The organism is Allobosea sp. RCC_152_1 (genome assembly GCF_041360765.1).
GTDB lineage: Bacteria > Pseudomonadota > Alphaproteobacteria > Rhizobiales > Beijerinckiaceae > Allobosea > Allobosea spartocytisi.
Genome location: NZ_JBFUPU010000005.1, coordinates 307,789 through 326,579, shown reverse-complemented (window position 1 = coordinate 326,579; position 18,791 = coordinate 307,789). Strand labels below are relative to the sequence as shown.

Genomic DNA, 18,791 nt, shown 5'->3' with positions numbered 1-18,791 from the left:
GCTTCAATGGGCAGTTGGCAATCACCACACGAAAAACGCGCCAATGGACTAAGCCGCTCTCGCGGCAGGGCGCTGCGGCGCGGTCATCGCTGAGATTTTGCCTGTGAGGCGCTGCATCCGAGGATTTGGGGGTCGTTTCCCCTGATCCTCGGAGGCCTCCATGATCGATCCCGTCACCGTCACTCCGCTGCGCCAGCGGATGATCGAGGACATGACCATCCGCCGGTTTGGCGAGCATACGCAGCGCGACTATGTCCGGCAGGTCCGTGAGTTCACGGCCTTCCTTGGCTTGCCGCCGGACCGGGCCGAGCCTGAGGATCTGCGGCGCTACCAGATCCACCTGGCTTCGCTCGGCGCGAGCTATTCTAAGATGAATCAGGCCTGCACGGCGCTGCGGTTCTTCTTCCACGTCACGTTGGGCCGGACCGGCTTCGGTGACCGCATGGCGCGGATCCCGACGCCCGATCGCCTGCCGGTGGTGCTGGACACGCAGGAGGTGGCGCTGCTGCTGGCTCATGCGCGGAGCCTGACGGACCGCGCCGCGCTCAGCATCGCCTATGGCTGCGGCCTGCGGGTCTCGGAGATCGCCAACCTCAAAGTCGCCGACATCGACAGCGCCCGCATGCTGATCCGCGTCGAGCAGGGCAAGGGCCGCAAGGACCGCTATGTCATGCTCGCGCCCGACCTGCTCGATCTGCTACGGCAATGGTGGCAGGTGAAGCGCCCGCGCGGCTGGCTCTTCCCCGGCCAGCAGCCGGGCCAGCCGATCACGACGCGCCAGCTCAACCGGGCCTGCCATGCCGCAGCCGAGGCCGCCAGGCTCGACAAGCGGGTCTCGATGCACACGCTGCGGCACAGCTTCGCCACCCATCTGCTGGAGCGGAAGACCGATATCCGCGTCATCCAGGTCCTGCTCGGGCACAGGAAGCTCGACACGACCGCCGTCTACACCCGCGTCGCGCTCAAGACCCTGCGCGAGGTGACGAGCCCGCTCGCGCTGCTGGCGCCGCCGCCACCGCCATAGCAGTCCCGCGCCGATCATGGCGCGGCCTCCGCTGGAGGTCGCGGACATCCTGAACCGGCATGGCGTGGCCTATCTCGCACGCCATCAGCTCAGCCGCGGCCAACTCAAGGTGATGGGTGCGATCCGGGCCTGCCGCACGGCTGCGCTCGGCGGCCATGTCATGGCCTGCGGCGACTGCGATCACGCCACGATTGCCTACAACTCCTGCCGCAACCGTCACTGCCCGCGATGCCAGGGCGCAGCGGCGAAGGACTGGCTCGCGGATCGCCAGGCCGATCTCCTGCCCGTGGCCTACTACCATCTCGTCTTTACCCTGCCGGCGCCGATCGCAGCGGTCGCCTACCAGAACAAGGCCGAGGTCTACGGCCTGTTGTTCAAGGCTGCAGCCGAGACGCTCGCCACCATCGCCATCGATCCCCGGCATCTCGGCGCCCGCATCGGCTTCACCAGCGTCCTGCACACATGGGGATCGGCGATGACCCATCATCCCCATCTCCACATCATCGCGCCCGGCGGCGGCCTCTCGCCGGGCGGCGCTCGCTGGATCGCGTGCAGGCCCGGCTTCTTCCTGCCCGTGCGCGTGCTCTCGCGCCTGTTCCGCAGGCTCTTCCTCGAAGGGCTCAGTGCCATGCACGCGGCCGGCCGGCTCGCCTTCCATGGCGATCTCGCCGCGTTCGCCGAAGCCGATGCCTTCGCGGCGCTGCTGGCGTCGTTGCGACGGGCCGACTGGGTCGTCTACGCCAAGCGGCTCTTCGGCGGCCCTGAGGCCGTTCTGGCCTATCTCGCCCGCTACACCCACCGCGTCGCCATCGCCAACAGCCGCCTCGTCGGTATGGATCGGCACGGGGTCTCGTTCCGCTGGAAGGACTATCGCCCCCGCTCGTCCGGCAAAGCCTGGCGCAAGACCATGACGCTGACGGCCCCCGAGTTCAATCGATCCGGCTCAATACCAGCTGGCCGTCGCCCAGGCCGAAGCGAAGCTGGCCCAGGTCGGACAGTCCCTTGGCGCCTCGACCGCGAAGGTCGATACCGCACAGGCCCGCGTCGTCGAGGCCAAGGCCATCCGTAGTAACGTGCGCGACCAGGCCAACCGGACGCTGGAACTCGTCACCCGCGGCGTCTACGCCAAGGCGAAGTCCGACGAGGCCAAGGCCGCGCTGGACCAGGCGAACGCGTCGGTCGTCGCCACCGAGTCCGATCTGAAGCGAGCCGAGCAGGAACTCGGCCCGGGCGGCAACGACAACCCGCAGCTAAAGGAAGCACTCGCCACCTTGGAGCGCGCGCAGCTGGACCTACTGCGGACCACCGTCGTTGCGCCTGCGGACGGCGCCGTCACCAACCTGCAGCTCTCCATCGGCGGCATGGTCAGCCCCGGCCAGAGCGCCATGACGTTCATCGACACCGGCACGATGTGGATCAGCGCCGCCTTCAAGGAAAACAGCTTGGAGAAGGTCGTCGCCGGCAACCGCGCCGAGATCCTGTTCGACGTCTTGCCCGGCCAGGTCTTTCCCGCTACGGTGGAGAGCGTCGGTCTTGGCATCGCTCAGGGCAATGTCGATCCCAAGACTGGCTTGCCGAAGGTGTCGACCGACACCGGCTGGGCAAGGACGCCGCAGAGTTTCCCTATCCGTCTGATCCTCGAAGGGGACCGCCCGCAGGGCGTTCGCTACGGCTCGCAGGCGAACGCAGTGATCTACACGGGCGATAATCCGGTCACCAACGCGGTCGGCCGTCTATGGATGCGTGTCCGGTCGATCATGACCTATGCAAGCTGATGCAGCGCTTGGCCTGACGGCCCTTCAACTCTCGAACGAGCGTCGCAAGGGACTGCGCGTCGCGCTCGCCGTCGCGGTCGGCTTCGCACGGACAGTCCATTCCGGCGGCGTAATCCCTTATCTCGGCCCATTCTTCGCCGCGAAATATCTGATGGGTAGCTCGCTGCCCATGTCGCCGAAGAAATCCCTGGCGATCATGATCATCGTGTTGGTCGTTGGGGCACTCCTGCAACTCATCGTCGGAGTGGCCGGCCATCGCCCGGCTGTTCTTCTGCTGGTGCTGGGACTGGTTTACTTCGTCTGCTTCTTCCTCCAGGCGAAGGGCAAGGCCGGACCGGCGATCTTCCTGATCCTGGTCGTCTCCATCATGGTGCCGCTGCTGGCCATCCTCAATCGCGACCTGGCGAGCTCGATCCTGTCGATCCTGTTCCAGGGCGTCTTGAGCGGCACGCTCCTGATGTGGATGGCGCATCTGGTGATCCCGCACAGGGGACCGGAGGACACCGAGGTCCCCCGGAGGCGCTCAACCCCGACGCGGTCCGCTATGCCACGGCCAACTCCATCATCCTCCTGATCGCGGTGGCCGCATGCCTGACGCAGGAAAGCCTCGCGACGGCGATCGTCATTCCGATCACGGTCGCCTCGCTCCTCTTGCAGGTCGACGTCGGCGCCAGCGCGAAGACGGCGCTCGGTCTCGTTCTGGTCAACCTGTTCGGTGGCTTCGCCGCGTCCGTCGCCTTCGCGGCGCTTCAGGTCCGCCCATCGTTGATCATGCTTTTCCTGATCGTTCTGGTCGCAGGCCTGGCATTCGGCGGACGCGCCGTGCAAGGCGATCCCAAGGCCAAGGTGTTTGCCGGCGCCCTGACGATCTTCCTCATCGTCTTCGGAGCCGGCGTTTCGCCGCTTCCCGGTTCCGCCACAGAATCCTTCTCGACCCGCATCGTCTTCGTCATGTCGGCCGTCGCCTACACGATCTTCATGGCCATGCTGTTTTCGCCCCGGGCTACCACCAACCGTTCACCGGCGTTTTCCTAACGCGGGTTGCCCACCTTTCGATGAACGGCATGGGATCCGGAGAGATCCGCTCCCGTGCTAGATGCGCAAAATCGGGACGTAGCTGCCGTACCTTGAATCGGACGTTCCGCATTTCGCCACTGTTAGTTCGGAGCCATCTTTGACGCAATTGACGGCGCGACGGACACCGCCGCGCCGTCTGGCCTTCAGAGATCTGTCTGCTCGGAAAGGAGCAAGGCGTCATCGACTTCGACGCCAAGATATCGCACCGTACTTTCGAGCTTCGAATGGCCCAAGAGGAGCTGGCAGGCTCGAAGGTTTCCGGTGCGCTTGTAGATCAGCGTCACTTTTGTCCGTCGCAGGCTGTGAGTCCCGCAGAGCGCGGGATCCAAGCCGATAAGCGCAACCCAATCGTCGAGCAATCTCCCATACTGTCTCGTCGTGACGTGATCGCCTGCGCGGCTGCGACTTGGATACAGCCAGTCGTTGGCAACGCAGGTTCGCCCGCGAAGCCATGCTGTCAGAGCGTCACGTATGGTGTCGGTCAGCTCGAACGGCACCGGCCGGCCGGTCTTTTGCGGGATGATCGAGGTTCGTAACCTCACCGTCCCACCCAGGACGACGTCGCTCACGCGAAGCTGAACAAGATCGCAGCCCCGCAACTTACTGTCGATCGCGAGATTGAACATCGCAAGATCGCGCACTCGATGGTCATGCTGCAATCGTGTTCGAATAGCCCAGATATGACGCGGCTTCAGTGGCGGTTTCGGGCCGATCAGCCGCCCCGTATTCCAAGCTCGGCGCTCATGGCCCTGCTGATATTCGATCGACATAGCGCATCCTCCATTGGGATGCGGCATCCGATCACGAGTGTATCACAGCCCGGTCAACGGGATGCGCCACTTTCAGACCTTGGAGTTTCGCCTCAAACCAGACGCTCGAAGTTGAACCTGGCTTCCTTAACCGACGACCTCGACGACTCCTCTTCGTCCGCACCGGGCGTCCTGCCGTAATGCCTCCGCTGCGCCCTTTCGCACGGCTTGGGTAAGCCGATCGAGCAGCTGCGCCGCTAGCCGTGTGCGCTGCCAGTACAGCATCACGGCAATCCGCTTATGCGGCGGGAGCTCAACCAGCCGCCCCTCGGCGATCAAGGGTATTGCGAGCATGACCGGCGCCATCGACCATCCCAGGCCCGCCAGCGTCATGTCGAGCATGCCCTGCGTGGACGGGGTCCAATGGGTCGGCGGCGTGATGGTCGTCCCCCATGCCTCCCGCACCCAGCGGAACTGAAGATCGTCGCGACGGTCGAACCGCAGCATCGGCGCCTCCTGCAGGCTCTGCCCGTCGACACCCCTTGGAAAGTGGCGAGCCGCAAAACCCGCGGCAGCGACCGCGACGTACTGGATCTGCCCGAGCGGATGGATCTTGCAGCCGACGACCGGTGCGGGGTCGGCTGTCACCGCCGCCAGGACATCGCCCGTCCGCAGCCGATCGGCGGTATGCGCCTCGTCGTCGAGCACGAAGTCGAGCAGGCCGCCCGTCTCGTCCGCGAATGTCGCCGCCGCCTTGGGGAACCAGGTGCTGACGCTGTCGGCGTTCACCGCGACCCGGAGCGTGGCGGGGCCGGCCGTCCGCGTGGTCAGGCCCGGCAGGGTATCGATGACCTCGCTTTCGAGCAGCCGGACCTGTTCGACATGAGCGCATAATCTGGCACCGATCTCGGTCGGGCGGCAGGGCGACCCGCGCACCAGCAGGATCGCGCCGAGACGGTCCTCAAGCCCCTTGATCCGCTGCGACACCGCCGAGGGCGTCACGCCCAGCCCAACCGCAGCTTTCTCGAAGCTGCCCTCACGCGCGACGGCGGCGACAGCCACCAATGAAGGGTAATCCAGCATTAGTCTGTCTAATCCAACATTACGATATTGAGTTAGACTACACGGCCGACCCCGCGCATCAAGCTGTCATGACCAGCGCTTTCCTTTTTGCCTTCGCCAAGGGCTTCGCCCTGTCGCTCGGGCTCATCGCCGCCATCGGCGCGCAGAACATGTTCGTGCTCCGGCAAGGGCTCAGGTGCGAGCATGTCTGGCCGATCGTTCTCTTCTGTGCGGCGGCCGATGCCTCGCTGATCGTCGCTGGCGCCAACGGCCTCGGCAGCGCTCTCGCGCTCGTGCCCGGGCTGGCGACGGCGCTCAGCCTCGCCGGAGCAGCGTTCCTCGCCTGGTATGGCGTCTCGGCGCTGCGGCGGTCAGCTCAGCCCTCCGCCATGGTCGTCGACCGGCAGGCCGGCATGACGCTCGGTGCAGCGCTGGCGGGCACGGCGGCCTTCACCTTTCTCAACCCGCATGTCTATATCGACACCGTGCTGCTGATGGGCGCGGTGGGGACGAGCCTGCCTTCCGACGAGCGAACGCCCTTCATCATCGGGGCAGCGAGCGCCAGCTTCGCCTGGTTCGCTTCACTGGGCTTCGGCGCGCGCTTTCTGGCCCCGATCTTTGCCCGCCCGGTCGCCTGGCGCATTCTCGATCTTGCGATCGGTGTCGCGATGCTAGCGCTGGCGACGAGCCTGCTGCGCGGTGTTCTGGCAAGCTGATCGATGCCTTACAACTCGACCGATAGAGGACACGCGCACATGACGGTCGAAGCATCGATCTTTCGAGGGCTATCCGCCTTTCCGCTTACGCCGGCCGATGCCGATGGCGTGGTCGATACAGACGCGTTCGCCGTCATGATCGACCGGCTCGTCTCGGCCGGTGTCGATTCGATCGCCGTGTTGGGCAGCACCGGGACCTATGCCTATCTCGATCGAAGCGAGCGCTCGCGCGCCCTGGCTTGCGCCGTCGAGACCGTCGCAGGCCGTGTCCCGCTGATCGCCGGCATCGGCGCCATGCGGATGTCCTGGGTGCATGAGCTGGTTCGCGATGCCCAACGGCTGGGTGCCGATGGGTTGCTGCTCGCGCCCGTCTCCTATGCGCCGCTGAGTCAGGACGAGGTCTTTGCCCATTTCCAGGCCACGGCGGCAACAACGGGCCTGCCGATCTGCATCTACAACAATCCCAGCACGACCCATTTCAGCTTCTCGCCGGAACTGGTGTCGCGTCTCTCCCGGGTGAACAACATCGCGGCGATCAAGATGCCGCTTCCCGCCGATGGCGATTTCGCAGGCGAGATCGGCCGGCTGCGCTCATCCTGCCGCGAAGGGCTGATCATCGGCTACAGCGGCGATTGGGGTGCTGCCTCCGCCCTGCTGGCCGGCGCGGACGCTTGGTACAGCGTCGTCGCAGGCCTTCTGCCCGTGCCGGCGCTGCGCCTGACGCGCGCCGCCCTGTCAGGCGATCGGGAGGCCACCACCACGGCCGATGCGGCCTTGGAGCCACTCTGGACTCTGTTTCGCACGCACGGCAGCCTGCGGGTAATGTACCTCATCGCCGATCAGCTCGGGCTGAGGCCCGGGCAGCCGCCCTTGCCCGTCCAGCCGCTGGACGGCTCGGTCAGCAAAGCCGTCGCCGACGCGATGGAACCACTCATTGGATAGCCGTGATCAACGGCGAAATGCGCCAGCATCGGCGCCGCCGGGCTCTGGATGGGATGCGCCAAGAGCTGCCGTTCACGCCCCGACGTAAAGCGGACGCCAAACTGCTTCGCCCAGCCATCCTCGGCGTTGCGATCAGGCGTTCGCCGCCCGAGGTGCGAATTTCCCGATCACTCGCGAAGCTTGGAGCATTATCCGCGCGACGACCTCGGCCGCCGGCGGCACGTCGTGCACCAGGCCGATCGCCTGCCCGACCGTAACGTTGGCGGTGTCATAGTCACCGGCCGACCAGGCCTCCTCCACCTTCAGCAGCTCCTCTGCCCGCAGGCCCTGAAGCTCTGCTTCCCTGCCGTGCCACTTTTCGATGAATGCGTTCCTCAGGAGGCGGCCCGTGTATCCGCGCGGCCACTCCTTTTGTCTGACGATGTCGTAGACGGACGTGCGGATGGTCTGATCTCCATCGGCGGCGACGACTTTAAGTTTGGCGGCCGGGTGGATCAGGGCTTCCTGGGTCGCCCAGAACCGCGTTCCCATAAGGACGCCATCCGCGCCGAGCTCAAGCGCGGCAGCCAATCCGCGACCATCGGCGATACCGCCGGCCGCCCCTACCATGACGTGCGGCGAGTGCTTAGCCGCAAGGTCGACGACGAGAGGCAACAGCGACATCGTCGAGTATTCATCGAGACCATGGCCACCGGCCTCGGTGCCCTGCGCGACGACGACGTCTGCACCGACGTCGATCGCGCGCCTCGCATGCTCCGGCGTGTGAACCTGGCAAATCAGCGGCACCTTAGCCTTCTTGACCCTCGCCGCCAGAAGGCCGGGGTCGGAGAACGACAGCATCATCGCGGTCGGCCTGTCCGTCAGTGCGCGATCGAAGAGTTCCAGGTCCTTTTCGGCGGACCAGGTGATGAAGCCGCATCCGACACGGTGATGCGTGATGTTGCGGGTCTCCTCCTCGTACCAAGAGCGGTCGGCGTACCCACCGCCGAGCAGTCCAAGCGCGCCGGCCTGGCTCACCGCAGAGGCCAGAGCGCCACCGGCGGCTGGCGTCATCGGAGCTAGGATGATCGGGTGCTCTATGCCGAAAAATTGCGTCAACCTCGTCGAAATCATGAACCTATCCTCCCATTGAACCACGGATGGCCCGTTTGCCGGGCGCTTGTGTCTGATGTCAGGCCAGCGGCGGAGCGCTAGAGCTCGCCGGTGAGGAACTGAGCCCTGCCGAAGCCGAAACTCCAATCGGCGTCGGTGTTCTCGACGAATGAGACGTCGATGTCCTGGGGCCGCGCACCGCATCGTTTGCCGAGATACTGAACGACAAGGGCGTAGAAGCGCTGTTTCATCTCTGTGGTGCGAGGCCGAGACGTGGCCTGGATCAGGATGCGTCCATCGCTTCGCTCAAAGCCGAGCCCCGTGTCCTGCAGGATCAGGTGCGACGGCTCATGCTCGGTCAGCACCTGGTAGCGATCGCGATGCGGCACCTCGAATGCCTCGACCATCGCGTCGTGCACCGCCTGCAACAAGGTGGCGAGCTCAAACGACGTGCGTACCTTGACGACATCTATCCGTAGAAGAGGCATTTATGGGTTCCCGTTCGGAGCGCGCATACCTGCTTCCAGCTCCTGCACGAGGGTTGCAATCAAGTCGGCGGCTGGCATGGCGCGGGCAAGCGGCGCGCCCTGGCCAGCCCACTGCGCTCCGAAGCCGTGCTCGTTCCTCGCCTTCGCGACCGCGTGAAGCGCTTTGCCGGCGTCGTAGGCGATGGGGTAGTCAGGCGGCAGGCGGTCGGTCAAGCTCGCGTGCAAGTCCGTGAAGCGGTTAGCGAGCGCTCGCGCCGGCCGTCCCGAGATCACGGACGTCAGGCGGGTGCGATGGGCACCAGGGCCCAGCAAGGCCGCCCGGTACGCCTCGTCGGCGGCCGATTCCGGGCAAGCGACGAAGGCCGTGCCCAGTTGGGCCGCGCTCGCGCCGAGGATGAGAGCCGCCGCGATGCCGGCTCCGTCCATGATGCCGCCGGCTGCGATGACGGGAAGCTTGGTCTTTCGCACCAAGAGCCGTGTCAGAGCGAACGTTCCAAGCTGATCGTCCGGAGCGGTAGGGTCGAACACGCCGCGATGCCCTCCGGCCTCGATACCTTGGGCCACGATCATGTCGATCCCGGCGTCGGCGAGCTTCTCCGCTTCCTCTAGGTTCGTGGCGGTGGCGAGCAATACGGTCCCGCCTGCCTTCAACGCGCTGATCGCTTCGGGGGACGGCACGCCGAAATGAAAGCTGACGACGGGCGGCACGTCTTCGATCAGCATCGCCAGCATCTCTTCGTCGTCGGCGAAGCTCTTGTAGATGGTTCGAAGCGTCTTGGGTGGCTCAGCCCCGAACTCGACGAATAAAGGCGCCAGCCATTCAAGCCAGGCCGCTTCCCGCTGGGCATCTGCCGTGGCAGGCCCATGAACGAAGACGTTGACGTTGAAGGCGCGGTTGGTCCGCGTCCTCAGGTCCGAGATCATCGCCTTGGCGCCGGCCGCATCCGTCGCGCCGACGCCGATCGACCCCAGCCCGCCGGCGTTCGACACTGCGGCAGCGAGCGCGGGTGTCGAGACGCCCGCCATCGGCGCCTGGATGATCGGCACCTTCAATCCCAGCACGTCCAACATTTCGGCCTCCTCGGAAAAGCCATTGCAAATTCACAAAATAAGAATAGATAGTCAAGAATATTCTGATATGGAGAATCTATATGGACTTCGCTGCCCTTGCGGTTTTCCGGACCGTCGCCAAGGAACAGAGCATCACGCGCGCTGCGGAACGGCTGGGTCGCGTGCCGTCGAACGTCACGACCCGCATCCAACAGATCGAGGAAGAGTTGGGCGTGCCGCTATTCCTGCGCGAGCGGAAGGGCATGACCCTCACCGATGCCGGGCGGACCTATCTCGATTACGCCGACCGCATCCTCAACCTCGCCGACGAGGCGGTTCAGGTCGTCAATCCCGCCGGGCCCGCCGGAGTGCTTCGTATCGGCTCGATGGAGTGCACGGTCGCCAGCCGGCTGCCCGTTGCGCTTGCGAACTTCAACAAGCAGTGGCCCGACGTCACGATCGATCTGTCGACGGGGCCTACCAGGCACCTGATCGACGCGCTCTTCGCACACCGTATCGACTGTGCGCTGATCGCCGTTCCCTCGGGGGAGTGGTGGCTGGGACCGCATGAGCTCGACAAGGTGCCTGTCTTCCGGGAGGACCTGGTGCTCGTTCTCCCGCCTGGACATCGCGAGGTTCGCCATGCCGAGGATATCCAGCCGAAGTCCCTTGCCGCCTTCGGACCGGGATGCACCTATCGCATGCTTGCCGAAGAGTGGTTGACGGGCTTCGGCACGACTAAAGGACGTTTCGCAGTCCAGGAGGTCCGCTCCTATCACGCCATGTTCGCCTGCACGGCGGCGGGCTCGTGCTTCAGCATCATGCCTCGGACCGTGCTCGACCTGATGCGTCACACGGGAGAAGTCGAGGAGAAGGCACTGATGCGGGTGGACACCTATCTCGCTTGCCGACCGGGCTTTTCGACGCCGGCGTTTGTCGAGCTCAGAAAGACGCTTGCGGGGTATTCCGATATCAAGGACAGCCTCGATGCATAGGCAAAGCAACGCGACGCCGACGATCGGCGCCGCGCTCGTGCTGATCATCGGCATGGGGTTTGGCCGGTTCGCTTTTACCGGCCTCTATCCGCTGATGATTTCCGACCATGTCATCTCGGTGCAAGGCGGATCTTATGCGGCGTCCGCCAACTACGCCGGATATCTGATCGGCGCGATTATGAGCGCATTCCTCCCCGGGGTCCCGAGCCGGCAGATCTGCAACGTCGCCGTCCTCTCGACGGTAGCGCTGCTCGGCGTCCTGGCCCTTCCACTGCCTGAATGGGGCATCATCACGGTACGCGGGCTCGCGGGCGTTTCGAGCGCGTTCGCAATGGTCGCCGCCTCGCACTGGCTGATCCACGATCGCCAGCATCACCATGGCGCTCCCACCCTGTACGCCGGCGTCGGAATTGGCATCCTGGTCTCCGCGGAGATGATCGCCCTGGGCCATCTTGCCAGCTTCCCCAGCACGACGATCTGGCTCCTGCTCGCATCGGGCGCGGGCGTGCTGGCCGTCGTCGCCATCGTGATGCAGAGGCGGGCCGACAAGGTCCCCGTGAGGGCTGAGGCCGTCGCCGCTGGTCCGGAATCGTCCGGCGCGCGCCCGCTTGGCCCCGCGATGTTGATCGCGATCTATGGGCTGGCGGGATTTGGCTACATCATCACCGCGACCTACCTGCCGCTCCTGGTCGGCCAGGTTCTCAAGTCAACCGATCCGGTCCACATCTGGGCAGTATTCGGTCTTGGCGCCGTGCCCTCATGCTTCTTTTGGCATGCCATGCACCAGCGCTTCGGAACCCGAGTCAGCCTAGCTGCAAATCTGATCGTCCAGGCGGTGGGAGTGGTGCTGCCGCTCCTGCACACGCCGGTGGCATACATCCTGAGCGCCTTGTTAGTCGGCGGAACCTTCATGGGGACCGCGACGATTGCCTTGCCCGCAGGCCGCAAGGCGGCAGCGGCGGTGAAGTTCAACAGGCTGGCGGTCATGACGACATTCTATGGTATCGGCCAAATCGTCGGCCCCCTTGTGGCCGACATGGTTTACTCGCGGTCGCAGTCGTTCGATGTTTCCCTGGCGATAGCGGGAGCTGCGCTCTTAGGAGGTGCAGTATTATCGCTAGCAGGTCGCGTCCAAGAAGCGGGCTAAGGCGGCCTCAGCATAGATCTTCAGGTTGCCATGGGGATTAAACCGGTGCAGCGCCGATCAGATCGGTGTCGGCGTGTGGATCGCACCGACGCGCATGCCATTCGCCGACCTTTTGTACCGGGGGTACCGATCAAAGGAGCAGAGTGCAGACGCGGTTCGGCTATCAGTGAGGCCAACCTTCGCCCAGCCCCTTGCGCCACCTATGGCTGCTTTACTGCCAACCTCAGCAGGCTGTCCATAAGCGGACGCTCAAGACGTCGGCTAGGGGCCAAAACTGCGCGTTGGCGCTCCTTCGGCGACGATTATTTTGGGAGCGGCAGTGATCGGAACCCAGTTTTGGGAACCCCCGCGAACCTGAGCCGACGAGCCGTTCCGGGAGAGACGAACCGGAACGGGTATGGGGATGAAGAGTACGAGGGAAGGCGGCGACACCGCCATCGATGAAGCACGTCCGACGGACGCGCATCTGTCGCGCTACCAGCGCAGCTATCGGATGACGACCGGTCAGCCGGAGCGGTTCTTCTTGCTCTGGCAGGAGGCCCTGGCGCACGCGTTGCTGCTGGAGCAGGAGCCGGAGCGGTCGTTTCCGGAGCATGGCGGTCTGACCGCCCTGCAGATGGCGGAGGGCGCACGTGCTCACGCGCGGCTCTACGCCTTCATGCTGGCGGAAGCTCCCGCGCGCGATACCGGGCACTTCGAGCGCAAGATCGTCATCTACGAAGCCATGGCCTTCGACGAGGACGAGATCCGCCGGACCCGGACCGCAGTGATGGTCGAGGCCGCGATGCAGCAGGATGCGCGCGAGCTCGGCATCACCTTGAGCAAGGTGCCGATGTCGCCCGGCTCGCCGAGCCGGCACTGAGGCCTGGCCCATGTCCTTCGTGATCTACGACCTCGAGACCAGTGGTCTCGAGGCTCAATGGAACGTGCCGCTGCAAGCGGCTCTGATCCATGCCGGCCCAGACCTCGAGCCGTTGGGCGAGCTCTCGCTGCGTTGCCGGCTGCCGGCCCATATCGTGCCGTCGCCTGGCGCTCTGCTGACGACCGGCATTCGGCCCGAGCAGCTCGAGCAGGCGCCGCTGTCGTCGACCGAGATGCTGAACATCATCGCCAAGGCGCTGGGGTCCTGGGCGCCGGCGACCGTGATCGGCTACAACACGATCCGGTTCGACGAGGAGGTGCTCAGGCACGCCTTCTTCACCCATCTCCTGCCGCCCTATGCGACGCAGCTGAACGGCCACCGCCGTGCCGACCTGCTGACCATGGTGCGGGCGGTCGCGATGCTGGAGCCGGGAGCATCGACCGTACCGCTCGGCGCAACGGGCAAACCGAGCTTCAAGCTCGGCGACATCTGTCGCGCCAATGGCATCGCTCTGTCCGAGGACGACGCGCATGACGCTCTGGCCGACACCAAAGCGACGCTGGCCCTGTTCCGGCACCTGCGCGAGGCCGCGCCGGCGATCGTGGCGACCATGCTTGGCCTGGCCGACAAGGCTGTGGCGAACCGGATGCTCGCCGGCGGCGAGTTGCTGTTGCTCGGCGGCGCCTCCCGGCTGACCCCGGTGGTCGGCGTGACGCCGAACCCGACGGTGGCGACCTCGTGGGCCGCGGTCGACTTGACGGTTGATCCGGCTGATTATCTCGACCTGCCCGCCGAGGAGATCGTCGCGCTGTTCTCTCAGCGTGGTGTTCGTCCGATCCGAACGATCAAGACCAACGCTCAGCCGATCCTCGTCAGATACGAGCAGGGCTGCCATGCCCTGCAGCCTGAGCAGCAGGATCTCGCGCTCTACAACGAGCGCGCCGCCCGTGTCCGGGAGCACGCCGGCTTCAGGTCGAACCTAGCCACGGCCTTGGCCAATCGCTTCGCCGATCGCGAACTCTCTCCCTATCCCGAGGCGACGCTTTACGGGGGCGGCTTCCTCTCCAACGAAGATGCCCGGGCCTGCGCCCTCTGGCATGCGTCGCCCTGGGAGGACCGCGCCGCGATCTCGGTCGGGTTCGGTGACGAGCGGCTAAAGGCCTTCGCCAATCGGCTGACCCTGCTCGAGGCGCCGCAGACGCTGCCGCCAGCGGCCTGGCAGAAGGGCCAGGCCTGGCTGCGCGACCGGCTGACGACTGAAGGCGACGTGCCTTGGCTGACGCTGCCGAAGGCCCTCAGTGAGGTCGCGATCCTGCGCCAGACGCTTCCTGGCGATGATGCCGGCCGACATGGGCATCTCGACGCGATCGAACGCTGGCTGAGCGAGCAGAACCGGTTCTTCCAGCTCGCGGCCTGAACCGAACAGTCCGGGACGAATGACGATGAGAAGGCGCCGGCGACGGCGCCTTCTTCGTTTCCGGAGAGCGGAGGTGAAGCGCAGCCGATGGGGCTGTGACCCACAGGAATCAGAAGACCATGACGAACAACGACCAGGACCGGAGCATCACGCCGATGCCGACCGATGACGAGGACGGGGGTGATCGGCCGCTCGGGCCGATCCGCGACCCGCTCGCCGAGGCGATCCGTGGCATCGGCAACGATCCCTCGCTCGCCGAGCTGATCGCGGTGCGCGACCACGCGCCCGATCTCAAGCGCTTCGCGATCGAGGCGAAGCGCTGCAACGACGAGGCGGGGCGACTGCCCTACGGCCTCGATCAGACCAAGGAGGATCGCATGGCGCAGGTCGGGCTGCAGATCGTCGGCTTGAGCTGCGCGGCGATCGTGGCGATCTGGCCGACCGACACGATCGAAGACGTCGACGCCAAGCAGTCGCTCGCCCGGGAGACGCAGCCGCACTATGGCGACACCGACTTCGAGGTCGCGCCGATGCTCTCGGCCGAGGACGCCGTCCGCATTAGGCTGCACCGCGCCGCCTTCGACGTCGGCGCGCTCGTCGTGCCTCCGGGCCCGGCTGTGCCGGCGCCGTCCGACCGGGGTCTCGTGACCTGGCCCCTGTCGCGCTTCGATCTCGTCGATGCGGTCCCGCTGACGGGGGGCTCGGCGACGCTGGACGCGCGCGGCATCGCCAGGTGGAGCGCCTTCGTCGAGGCCTATCCCGACCTGACCACGCTGGTCGACCGCTTCAGCGCGATGATCGCGATCGCCGATCGCCTCACGGTGATCGCCGATCGCAACGGGCCCGATAGCGCGACGATTCGCCGGGCTGTGGAGGGCGCGCGCATCCTCGGCTATCTTGCCGCGGCTCGAGCCGCGATCTGGCCGGCGATGCTTCACTCGCCCGATGCGGAGGCCAAACTCAGGCTGGTCGCGCTGATCAACGACCGCGCCTGCAGGTTCGATCCCCTGCATCAGCAGGCCGCGATCCGGCATCTCGTCAGCGAAGCCAACTGGATCGCCAAGCACTTCCAGTTCGACGGCACGCTCCAGCTAAATCCCGAGTGGCTCCCGATCGTGTAGCGGGATCGCCGGAGAGACAGGACATGGCGATGGCGTCCCTATGGGGCGCCATCTGCGATTCTCAGGAGCGGAGGGGAAAGTGCGGCCAGATGGTCGCGACCCACATGAAAAGAGTTGACCATGAGCAAGAATGACCAGGGCGGGCGCTCGCTCGCCCCGCGCACCGGTGGCCCGGTGGACGAGCACGACGACAAGGCGCTGCGCGATCCGATCGCGGCGGCGATGGAGATCGCCGGGGGCGACGATCCCAGCGTCGACGAACTCGCGGCCTTCCGCCGCCAGCCGATCGACTTGAAGACCGCGGCACGGACCGCCAAGAGCTTGCAGAGCGAGGAGTTCCGGCTCGGGCTGTTCGAGGAACTGGAGCATGATGTCCAGGAGCACGTCTGCGCCGGCCTGCAGATCATGAGCCTCAGCCTCGTCGCTCTGACCGCGATCTGGCCGGCCGACGACCTCGACCAGGCCGCGGCGAAGCTGGCGCTGGCCGAGCAGACCGGCGCGCTGCATCACCGCCGCGACAAAACCTATGTCTCGACGATCAGCGCGACGCTGGCGCGTCGCATTCGCTGGAAGCGGGCGGCCTTCACCGTACCCGAGCTGATGCTGCCACCGCCTCCGGCGGGTCCGCAGGGCGACCAGCGCGGGCTCTCGACCTGGCCGCTGGAGCGCTGGAACCTGACCGAGGGGCTGGAGCTGCGTGGAGGCCTGCCGGCCTACGCCCATCAGCAGATCGCCGCCTGGATCGGCTTCGCCAAGGCCGCGCCCGATCTCGATCAGCTCCTGACGCGGGCGCGAGAGATGTTCGAGACCTGCGACCGGCTGATCGCGCTCGCCAGTCGCGGGCCCGAGAATGCGCGCGAGCTGATGGTCGCGGCCGAAGGCAGCCGCATCGCCGGATACCTCGCAGCGGCGCGGGTCATGATCTGGCCGGTTCACACCCGTGCCGCGCTCGCGACCAAGCGCGAGATCGTCGCGCTGATGAACCTGCGCGGCGAACTCGGCGATCCCGTGAACATGCAGGGGGCGGTCAGGCACGTCACAGCGGATGCCGCCTGGGTCAAGTCGCTGCCGCCGGACGCCCGCGACGACCTGGTCTTCGACTTCAACGAACTGGTCTGACAGCCGAGCAGCACACGCGGCGACAAGGAAGGCAGCGCCGACACCGGCGCTGCTTTTTCGATGCCGGAAGAAGCGGGGAAGCGACTGCCGAGAGCAGATCACCCCACAGGACTCGAAGGAAACACCATGAACACCAAGACCCGCCGCGACGAGCTGCTCAGCACCATCGCCATCGACCCGATCCGGCACCAGGTCATCGACGATCTCGCAGGGCTGGAGCGCCTCGTCCCCGAAGCGCCGTCCGAGATCGAGAGCCTCGCGCTCTTCCACAACCAGCTTCCCGGCCTGCTCGAAATCCGGGGCCGCGGCCAGGCTCATACCGAGCAGGTCCGCCGCATCATTGGGCTCATCGCCCGGGAGCCGCACCAGGTCGAGACCTGGATCGACGTCGTCAACGCGCTCACGATCGTGACCAATGCTTCGAACCTGGCGCTGCTCCTGCTGCCGGCGCGCTCTCAAGACGACGTCTGGGCGCGCGAGCAATTCGGCCGCAGCCTGCTGCGCCACACGCGGCGGAACGGCGATGGCGAGGAGACCGCGCTCGCCCACCGGGCGTTCGGCGAACTGCAGAAGCGACCGCGTCATCTGACGCTGCCTGAGACCGGCGACGCCGTGCGCGAAATCATCGAGACGATGGCGCGCCGCGTCGGCGCACTGCAGCCAAAGGCCGAGGCAGCCGAGCCCGGCACGCCGGGCGTCTACACGCTGGAGCAGGCCGAGAGCCTGAAAGCGTACTTCACTGCTGCGCCCGATCTCGCGGGCCTGTTCGGCCGCGCCAAGCAGCTGCTGGCCGTGGTCGACGAACTGCGCGCCATCACCGAGCCGGATGCCATGATGAACGACGCGATCGAGGGCGGGCTGATCCTGGCCTACGCCACGCTCCTGCGCGTCGCGCTGTGGCCGGCTCGTTACGACGATGACGTCGGCGCCAAGATCGCCGCGCGCGATCTCGTCCGCTCGCGCGCTGCGGACCCAGACCGGTTCGGAGCGCTGTGGGAGATCGCCTTCGGCCAGGGCGAGACGATCTCGGGACAGAGCTCGCGGTTCCTGAACGTCGCGGAACACGACTGACAGCCGCGTCGGCGGCATTCACAGCGGACAGTCTGGAGGGCGCGTCTGCACCGGCGCGCCTTTCATCATGACGGGGCGGGTCGGTGAAAGGGCGGACAAGCCGACCCCCAGGACCAAGCCAGACCATGACCGACATTATCGCTTCGACGCTTCACGATCTCCGATTCACTACCGGCACGAGGCTCGTCGTCGATGAGCTCGCCGCTTTCGAGACGCTTCTGCCCGATGGCTCTGACAACCTGGAGCGCCATGCCGCGCTGTTCGAACGTCTGCCTTCGCTCCTCACCCTGCGCGGTCGTGCTCTCCAGCATTCTAGGCAGTACGAGCGGTTCCTCGCGCTCGCGGAAGCAGACGCGTCTGCGCTCGATCACCGTATCGATACCGCTAACGCCCTGGCGGTCCTCGCCCACGCCGGTGAGATTGCCATGCTGCTCGTGCCCACGATCTCGCCCGAGGATCGCTTCGCCCGGACGCTGCTGTCACGGGAGCGCTCGCTGCAGTACGCCGACGGAGGCGGCGTCCATGCCGCCGAGCTGATGATGCGCGCCCTGCGGCGCTCCGGCTCTTCTAAAAACATGGGCCTCACCCGCGACGGGCGCGTTCCGCCAGAACTCACCGAGGCGGCGAGACGGTTCCGCGGCGGTTTCTGCGGCGAGGCCGTAGAAGGCGACGCCAGGGTGCCCGGCGCCTACCTGCTCGAGGACGCTCCTGCGCTGGAAGCGTGGTTCAACAATTCGCCCGACCTGATCGCCTTGCTCGACGAGGCCAAAGCCCGTCTGGGTTCGGTCGATGCCTGGTCGGAGCAGGATGACATCAGCCCGCATTGGTACGGGGCGGTCCGCGGCGCGCTCGTCCTCGCCTATGCAGAACTCTGCCGCATCGGGCTCTGGCCCGCGCGCACCCAAGACGATCTCGTCGCGAAGATGGAGGTCGATTGCCTGATCTGCGAGCGCGCCGTCGATCCCGATCACATGCGGGCGCTCGTCGAGATCGCGCTCGGCGTCGGGCGGCGGATTGCCCGGCAGGGCCCGCCGTTCGTCACGCGCCTCAGCGGCGTCGAGTTGTGAGGCCTGTCATGAGCGCT

Annotated in this window: 18 protein-coding genes and 2 pseudogenes; 15 read left to right on the top strand and 5 right to left on the bottom strand. The window is 66.0% G+C overall.

The annotated features are described in order from the left end of the window. Window positions 1-160 precede the first annotated feature (160 nt). The 5 genes and pseudogenes from AB6806_RS18720 to AB6806_RS18700 all read left to right on the top strand — a co-directional run bounded on the left by AB6806_RS18720 (window position 161) and on the right by AB6806_RS18700 (window position 3,834). Entirely contained in the window at window positions 161-1,024 is an 864-nt protein-coding gene (locus AB6806_RS18720) for a tyrosine-type recombinase/integrase (protein ID WP_370955136.1), read from the top strand. 16 nt (window positions 1,025-1,040) lie between these two features. Beyond that, window positions 1,041-1,961, top strand: a pseudogene (locus AB6806_RS18715) (IS91 family transposase); the annotation flags it as partial. Next, window positions 1,957-2,799, top strand: a pseudogene (locus AB6806_RS18710) (HlyD family secretion protein); the annotation flags it as partial. The pseudogenes AB6806_RS18715 and AB6806_RS18710, both read left to right, overlap by 5 nt. Beyond that, window positions 2,789-3,373 carry a hypothetical protein gene (locus tag AB6806_RS18705; RefSeq protein WP_370955135.1) on the top strand — a complete coding sequence of 195 codons (585 nt, stop codon included), beginning with the start codon at window positions 2,789-2,791 and terminating at the stop codon, window positions 3,371-3,373. The pseudogene AB6806_RS18710 and the gene AB6806_RS18705, both read left to right, overlap by 11 nt. A gap of 5 nt (window positions 3,374-3,378) precedes the next feature. Then, a complete protein-coding gene (locus AB6806_RS18700) occupies window positions 3,379-3,834 on the top strand; it encodes a hypothetical protein (protein WP_370955134.1) in 456 nt (151 codons plus the stop codon). Window positions 3,835-4,019: 185 nt separating this feature from the next. Here the strand turns inward: AB6806_RS18700 and AB6806_RS18695 are convergent, their stop codons facing one another. Beyond that, window positions 4,020-4,646 (bottom strand): tyrosine-type recombinase/integrase, encoded by a 627-nt coding sequence (locus tag AB6806_RS18695; RefSeq protein ID WP_370955133.1) that lies wholly within the window; start codon window positions 4,644-4,646, stop codon window positions 4,020-4,022. Between the two features lie 126 nt (window positions 4,647-4,772). Next, window positions 4,773-5,708, bottom strand: a complete 936-nt coding sequence (locus AB6806_RS18690) for a LysR family transcriptional regulator ArgP (RefSeq protein ID WP_370955132.1) — start codon at window positions 5,706-5,708, stop codon at window positions 4,773-4,775. 68 nt (window positions 5,709-5,776) lie between these two features. Between AB6806_RS18690 and AB6806_RS18685 the strand changes: the two genes are divergently transcribed. Together AB6806_RS18685 and AB6806_RS18680 are read left to right on the top strand one after the other, a co-directional pair. Next, window positions 5,777-6,403 carry a LysE/ArgO family amino acid transporter gene (locus tag AB6806_RS18685; RefSeq protein WP_370955131.1) on the top strand — a complete coding sequence of 209 codons (627 nt, stop codon included), beginning with the start codon at window positions 5,777-5,779 and terminating at the stop codon, window positions 6,401-6,403. A 39-nt stretch (window positions 6,404-6,442) separates the two neighbouring features. Further along, the gene (locus AB6806_RS18680; RefSeq protein WP_370955130.1) at window positions 6,443-7,345 is read left to right on the top strand and encodes a dihydrodipicolinate synthase family protein; all 903 of its coding nucleotides are present in this window, start codon (window positions 6,443-6,445) and stop codon (window positions 7,343-7,345) included. A gap of 132 nt (window positions 7,346-7,477) precedes the next feature. On the opposite strand, the gene AB6806_RS18675 is transcribed toward AB6806_RS18680, so the two are convergent. From AB6806_RS18675 to AB6806_RS18665, 3 genes are all read right to left on the bottom strand, one after another. Further along, the gene (locus AB6806_RS18675; protein WP_370955129.1) at window positions 7,478-8,458 is read right to left on the bottom strand and encodes an NAD(P)H-dependent flavin oxidoreductase; all 981 of its coding nucleotides are present in this window, start codon (window positions 8,456-8,458) and stop codon (window positions 7,478-7,480) included. Window positions 8,459-8,535: 77 nt separating this feature from the next. Continuing rightward, window positions 8,536-8,925 (bottom strand): tautomerase family protein, encoded by a 390-nt coding sequence (locus AB6806_RS18670; protein WP_370955128.1) that lies wholly within the window; start codon window positions 8,923-8,925, stop codon window positions 8,536-8,538. Beyond that, a complete protein-coding gene (locus AB6806_RS18665) occupies window positions 8,926-9,996 on the bottom strand; it encodes an NAD(P)H-dependent flavin oxidoreductase (protein ID WP_370955127.1) in 1,071 nt (356 codons plus the stop codon). It abuts the gene before it with no gap. 80 nt (window positions 9,997-10,076) lie between these two features. Here AB6806_RS18665 and AB6806_RS18660 point away from each other — a divergent pair, with 80 nt between their 5' ends. The 8 genes from AB6806_RS18660 to AB6806_RS18625 all read left to right on the top strand — a co-directional run bounded on the left by AB6806_RS18660 (window position 10,077) and on the right by AB6806_RS18625 (window position 18,774). After that, a complete protein-coding gene (locus AB6806_RS18660; RefSeq protein ID WP_370955126.1) occupies window positions 10,077-10,970 on the top strand; it encodes a LysR family transcriptional regulator in 894 nt (297 codons plus the stop codon). Next, a complete protein-coding gene (locus AB6806_RS18655) occupies window positions 10,963-12,117 on the top strand; it encodes a YbfB/YjiJ family MFS transporter (protein ID WP_370955125.1) in 1,155 nt (384 codons plus the stop codon). The genes AB6806_RS18660 and AB6806_RS18655 overlap by 8 nt, the downstream gene beginning before the upstream one ends. Window positions 12,118-12,520: 403 nt before the next feature. After that, window positions 12,521-12,979 carry a hypothetical protein gene (locus AB6806_RS18650; RefSeq protein ID WP_370955124.1) on the top strand — a complete coding sequence of 153 codons (459 nt, stop codon included), beginning with the start codon at window positions 12,521-12,523 and terminating at the stop codon, window positions 12,977-12,979. Window positions 12,980-12,989: 10 nt separating this feature from the next. Then, window positions 12,990-14,396: an exonuclease domain-containing protein gene (locus tag AB6806_RS18645; RefSeq protein WP_370955123.1), complete on the top strand. Its 1,407-nt coding sequence runs from the start codon at window positions 12,990-12,992 to the stop codon at window positions 14,394-14,396. A 119-nt stretch (window positions 14,397-14,515) separates the two neighbouring features. Then, window positions 14,516-15,517, top strand: coding sequence for a hypothetical protein (locus AB6806_RS18640; RefSeq protein WP_370955122.1), 1,002 nt, complete (start codon window positions 14,516-14,518; stop codon window positions 15,515-15,517). Between the two features lie 120 nt (window positions 15,518-15,637). Continuing rightward, a complete protein-coding gene (locus AB6806_RS18635; protein WP_370955121.1) occupies window positions 15,638-16,636 on the top strand; it encodes a hypothetical protein in 999 nt (332 codons plus the stop codon). Window positions 16,637-16,762: 126 nt separating this feature from the next. Beyond that, window positions 16,763-17,707, top strand: a complete 945-nt coding sequence (locus AB6806_RS18630) for a hypothetical protein (protein ID WP_370955120.1) — start codon at window positions 16,763-16,765, stop codon at window positions 17,705-17,707. A 125-nt stretch (window positions 17,708-17,832) separates the two neighbouring features. Then, complete coding sequence (locus tag AB6806_RS18625) at window positions 17,833-18,774, top strand: hypothetical protein (protein WP_370955119.1); 942 nt, start codon at window positions 17,833-17,835, stop codon at window positions 18,772-18,774. Window positions 18,775-18,791: the final 17 nt, after the last annotated feature.

What these genes read in the sequence shown, in the direction of transcription:
- AB6806_RS18720 (WP_370955136.1), top strand. Translation starts at nt 161, where the DNA reads ATGATCGATCCCGTCACCGTCACTCCGCTGCGCCAGCGGATGATCGAG.
- AB6806_RS18705 (WP_370955135.1), top strand. Translation starts at nt 2,789, where the DNA reads ATGCAAGCTGATGCAGCGCTTGGCCTGACGGCCCTTCAACTCTCGAAC.
- AB6806_RS18695 (WP_370955133.1), bottom strand. Translation starts at nt 4,646, where the DNA reads ATGTCGATCGAATATCAGCAGGGCCATGAGCGCCGAGCTTGGAATACG.
- AB6806_RS18690 (WP_370955132.1), bottom strand. Translation starts at nt 5,708, where the DNA reads ATGCTGGATTACCCTTCATTGGTGGCTGTCGCCGCCGTCGCGCGTGAG.
- AB6806_RS18685 (WP_370955131.1), top strand. Translation starts at nt 5,777, where the DNA reads ATGACCAGCGCTTTCCTTTTTGCCTTCGCCAAGGGCTTCGCCCTGTCG.
- AB6806_RS18680 (WP_370955130.1), top strand. Translation starts at nt 6,443, where the DNA reads ATGACGGTCGAAGCATCGATCTTTCGAGGGCTATCCGCCTTTCCGCTT.
- AB6806_RS18675 (WP_370955129.1), bottom strand. Translation starts at nt 8,458, where the DNA reads ATGATTTCGACGAGGTTGACGCAATTTTTCGGCATAGAGCACCCGATC.
- AB6806_RS18670 (WP_370955128.1), bottom strand. Translation starts at nt 8,925, where the DNA reads ATGCCTCTTCTACGGATAGATGTCGTCAAGGTACGCACGTCGTTTGAG.
- AB6806_RS18665 (WP_370955127.1), bottom strand. Translation starts at nt 9,996, where the DNA reads ATGTTGGACGTGCTGGGATTGAAGGTGCCGATCATCCAGGCGCCGATG.
- AB6806_RS18660 (WP_370955126.1), top strand. Translation starts at nt 10,077, where the DNA reads ATGGACTTCGCTGCCCTTGCGGTTTTCCGGACCGTCGCCAAGGAACAG.
- AB6806_RS18655 (WP_370955125.1), top strand. Translation starts at nt 10,963, where the DNA reads ATGCATAGGCAAAGCAACGCGACGCCGACGATCGGCGCCGCGCTCGTG.
- AB6806_RS18650 (WP_370955124.1), top strand. Translation starts at nt 12,521, where the DNA reads ATGAAGAGTACGAGGGAAGGCGGCGACACCGCCATCGATGAAGCACGT.
- AB6806_RS18645 (WP_370955123.1), top strand. Translation starts at nt 12,990, where the DNA reads ATGTCCTTCGTGATCTACGACCTCGAGACCAGTGGTCTCGAGGCTCAA.
- AB6806_RS18640 (WP_370955122.1), top strand. Translation starts at nt 14,516, where the DNA reads ATGACGAACAACGACCAGGACCGGAGCATCACGCCGATGCCGACCGAT.
- AB6806_RS18635 (WP_370955121.1), top strand. Translation starts at nt 15,638, where the DNA reads ATGAGCAAGAATGACCAGGGCGGGCGCTCGCTCGCCCCGCGCACCGGT.
- AB6806_RS18630 (WP_370955120.1), top strand. Translation starts at nt 16,763, where the DNA reads ATGAACACCAAGACCCGCCGCGACGAGCTGCTCAGCACCATCGCCATC.
- AB6806_RS18625 (WP_370955119.1), top strand. Translation starts at nt 17,833, where the DNA reads ATGACCGACATTATCGCTTCGACGCTTCACGATCTCCGATTCACTACC.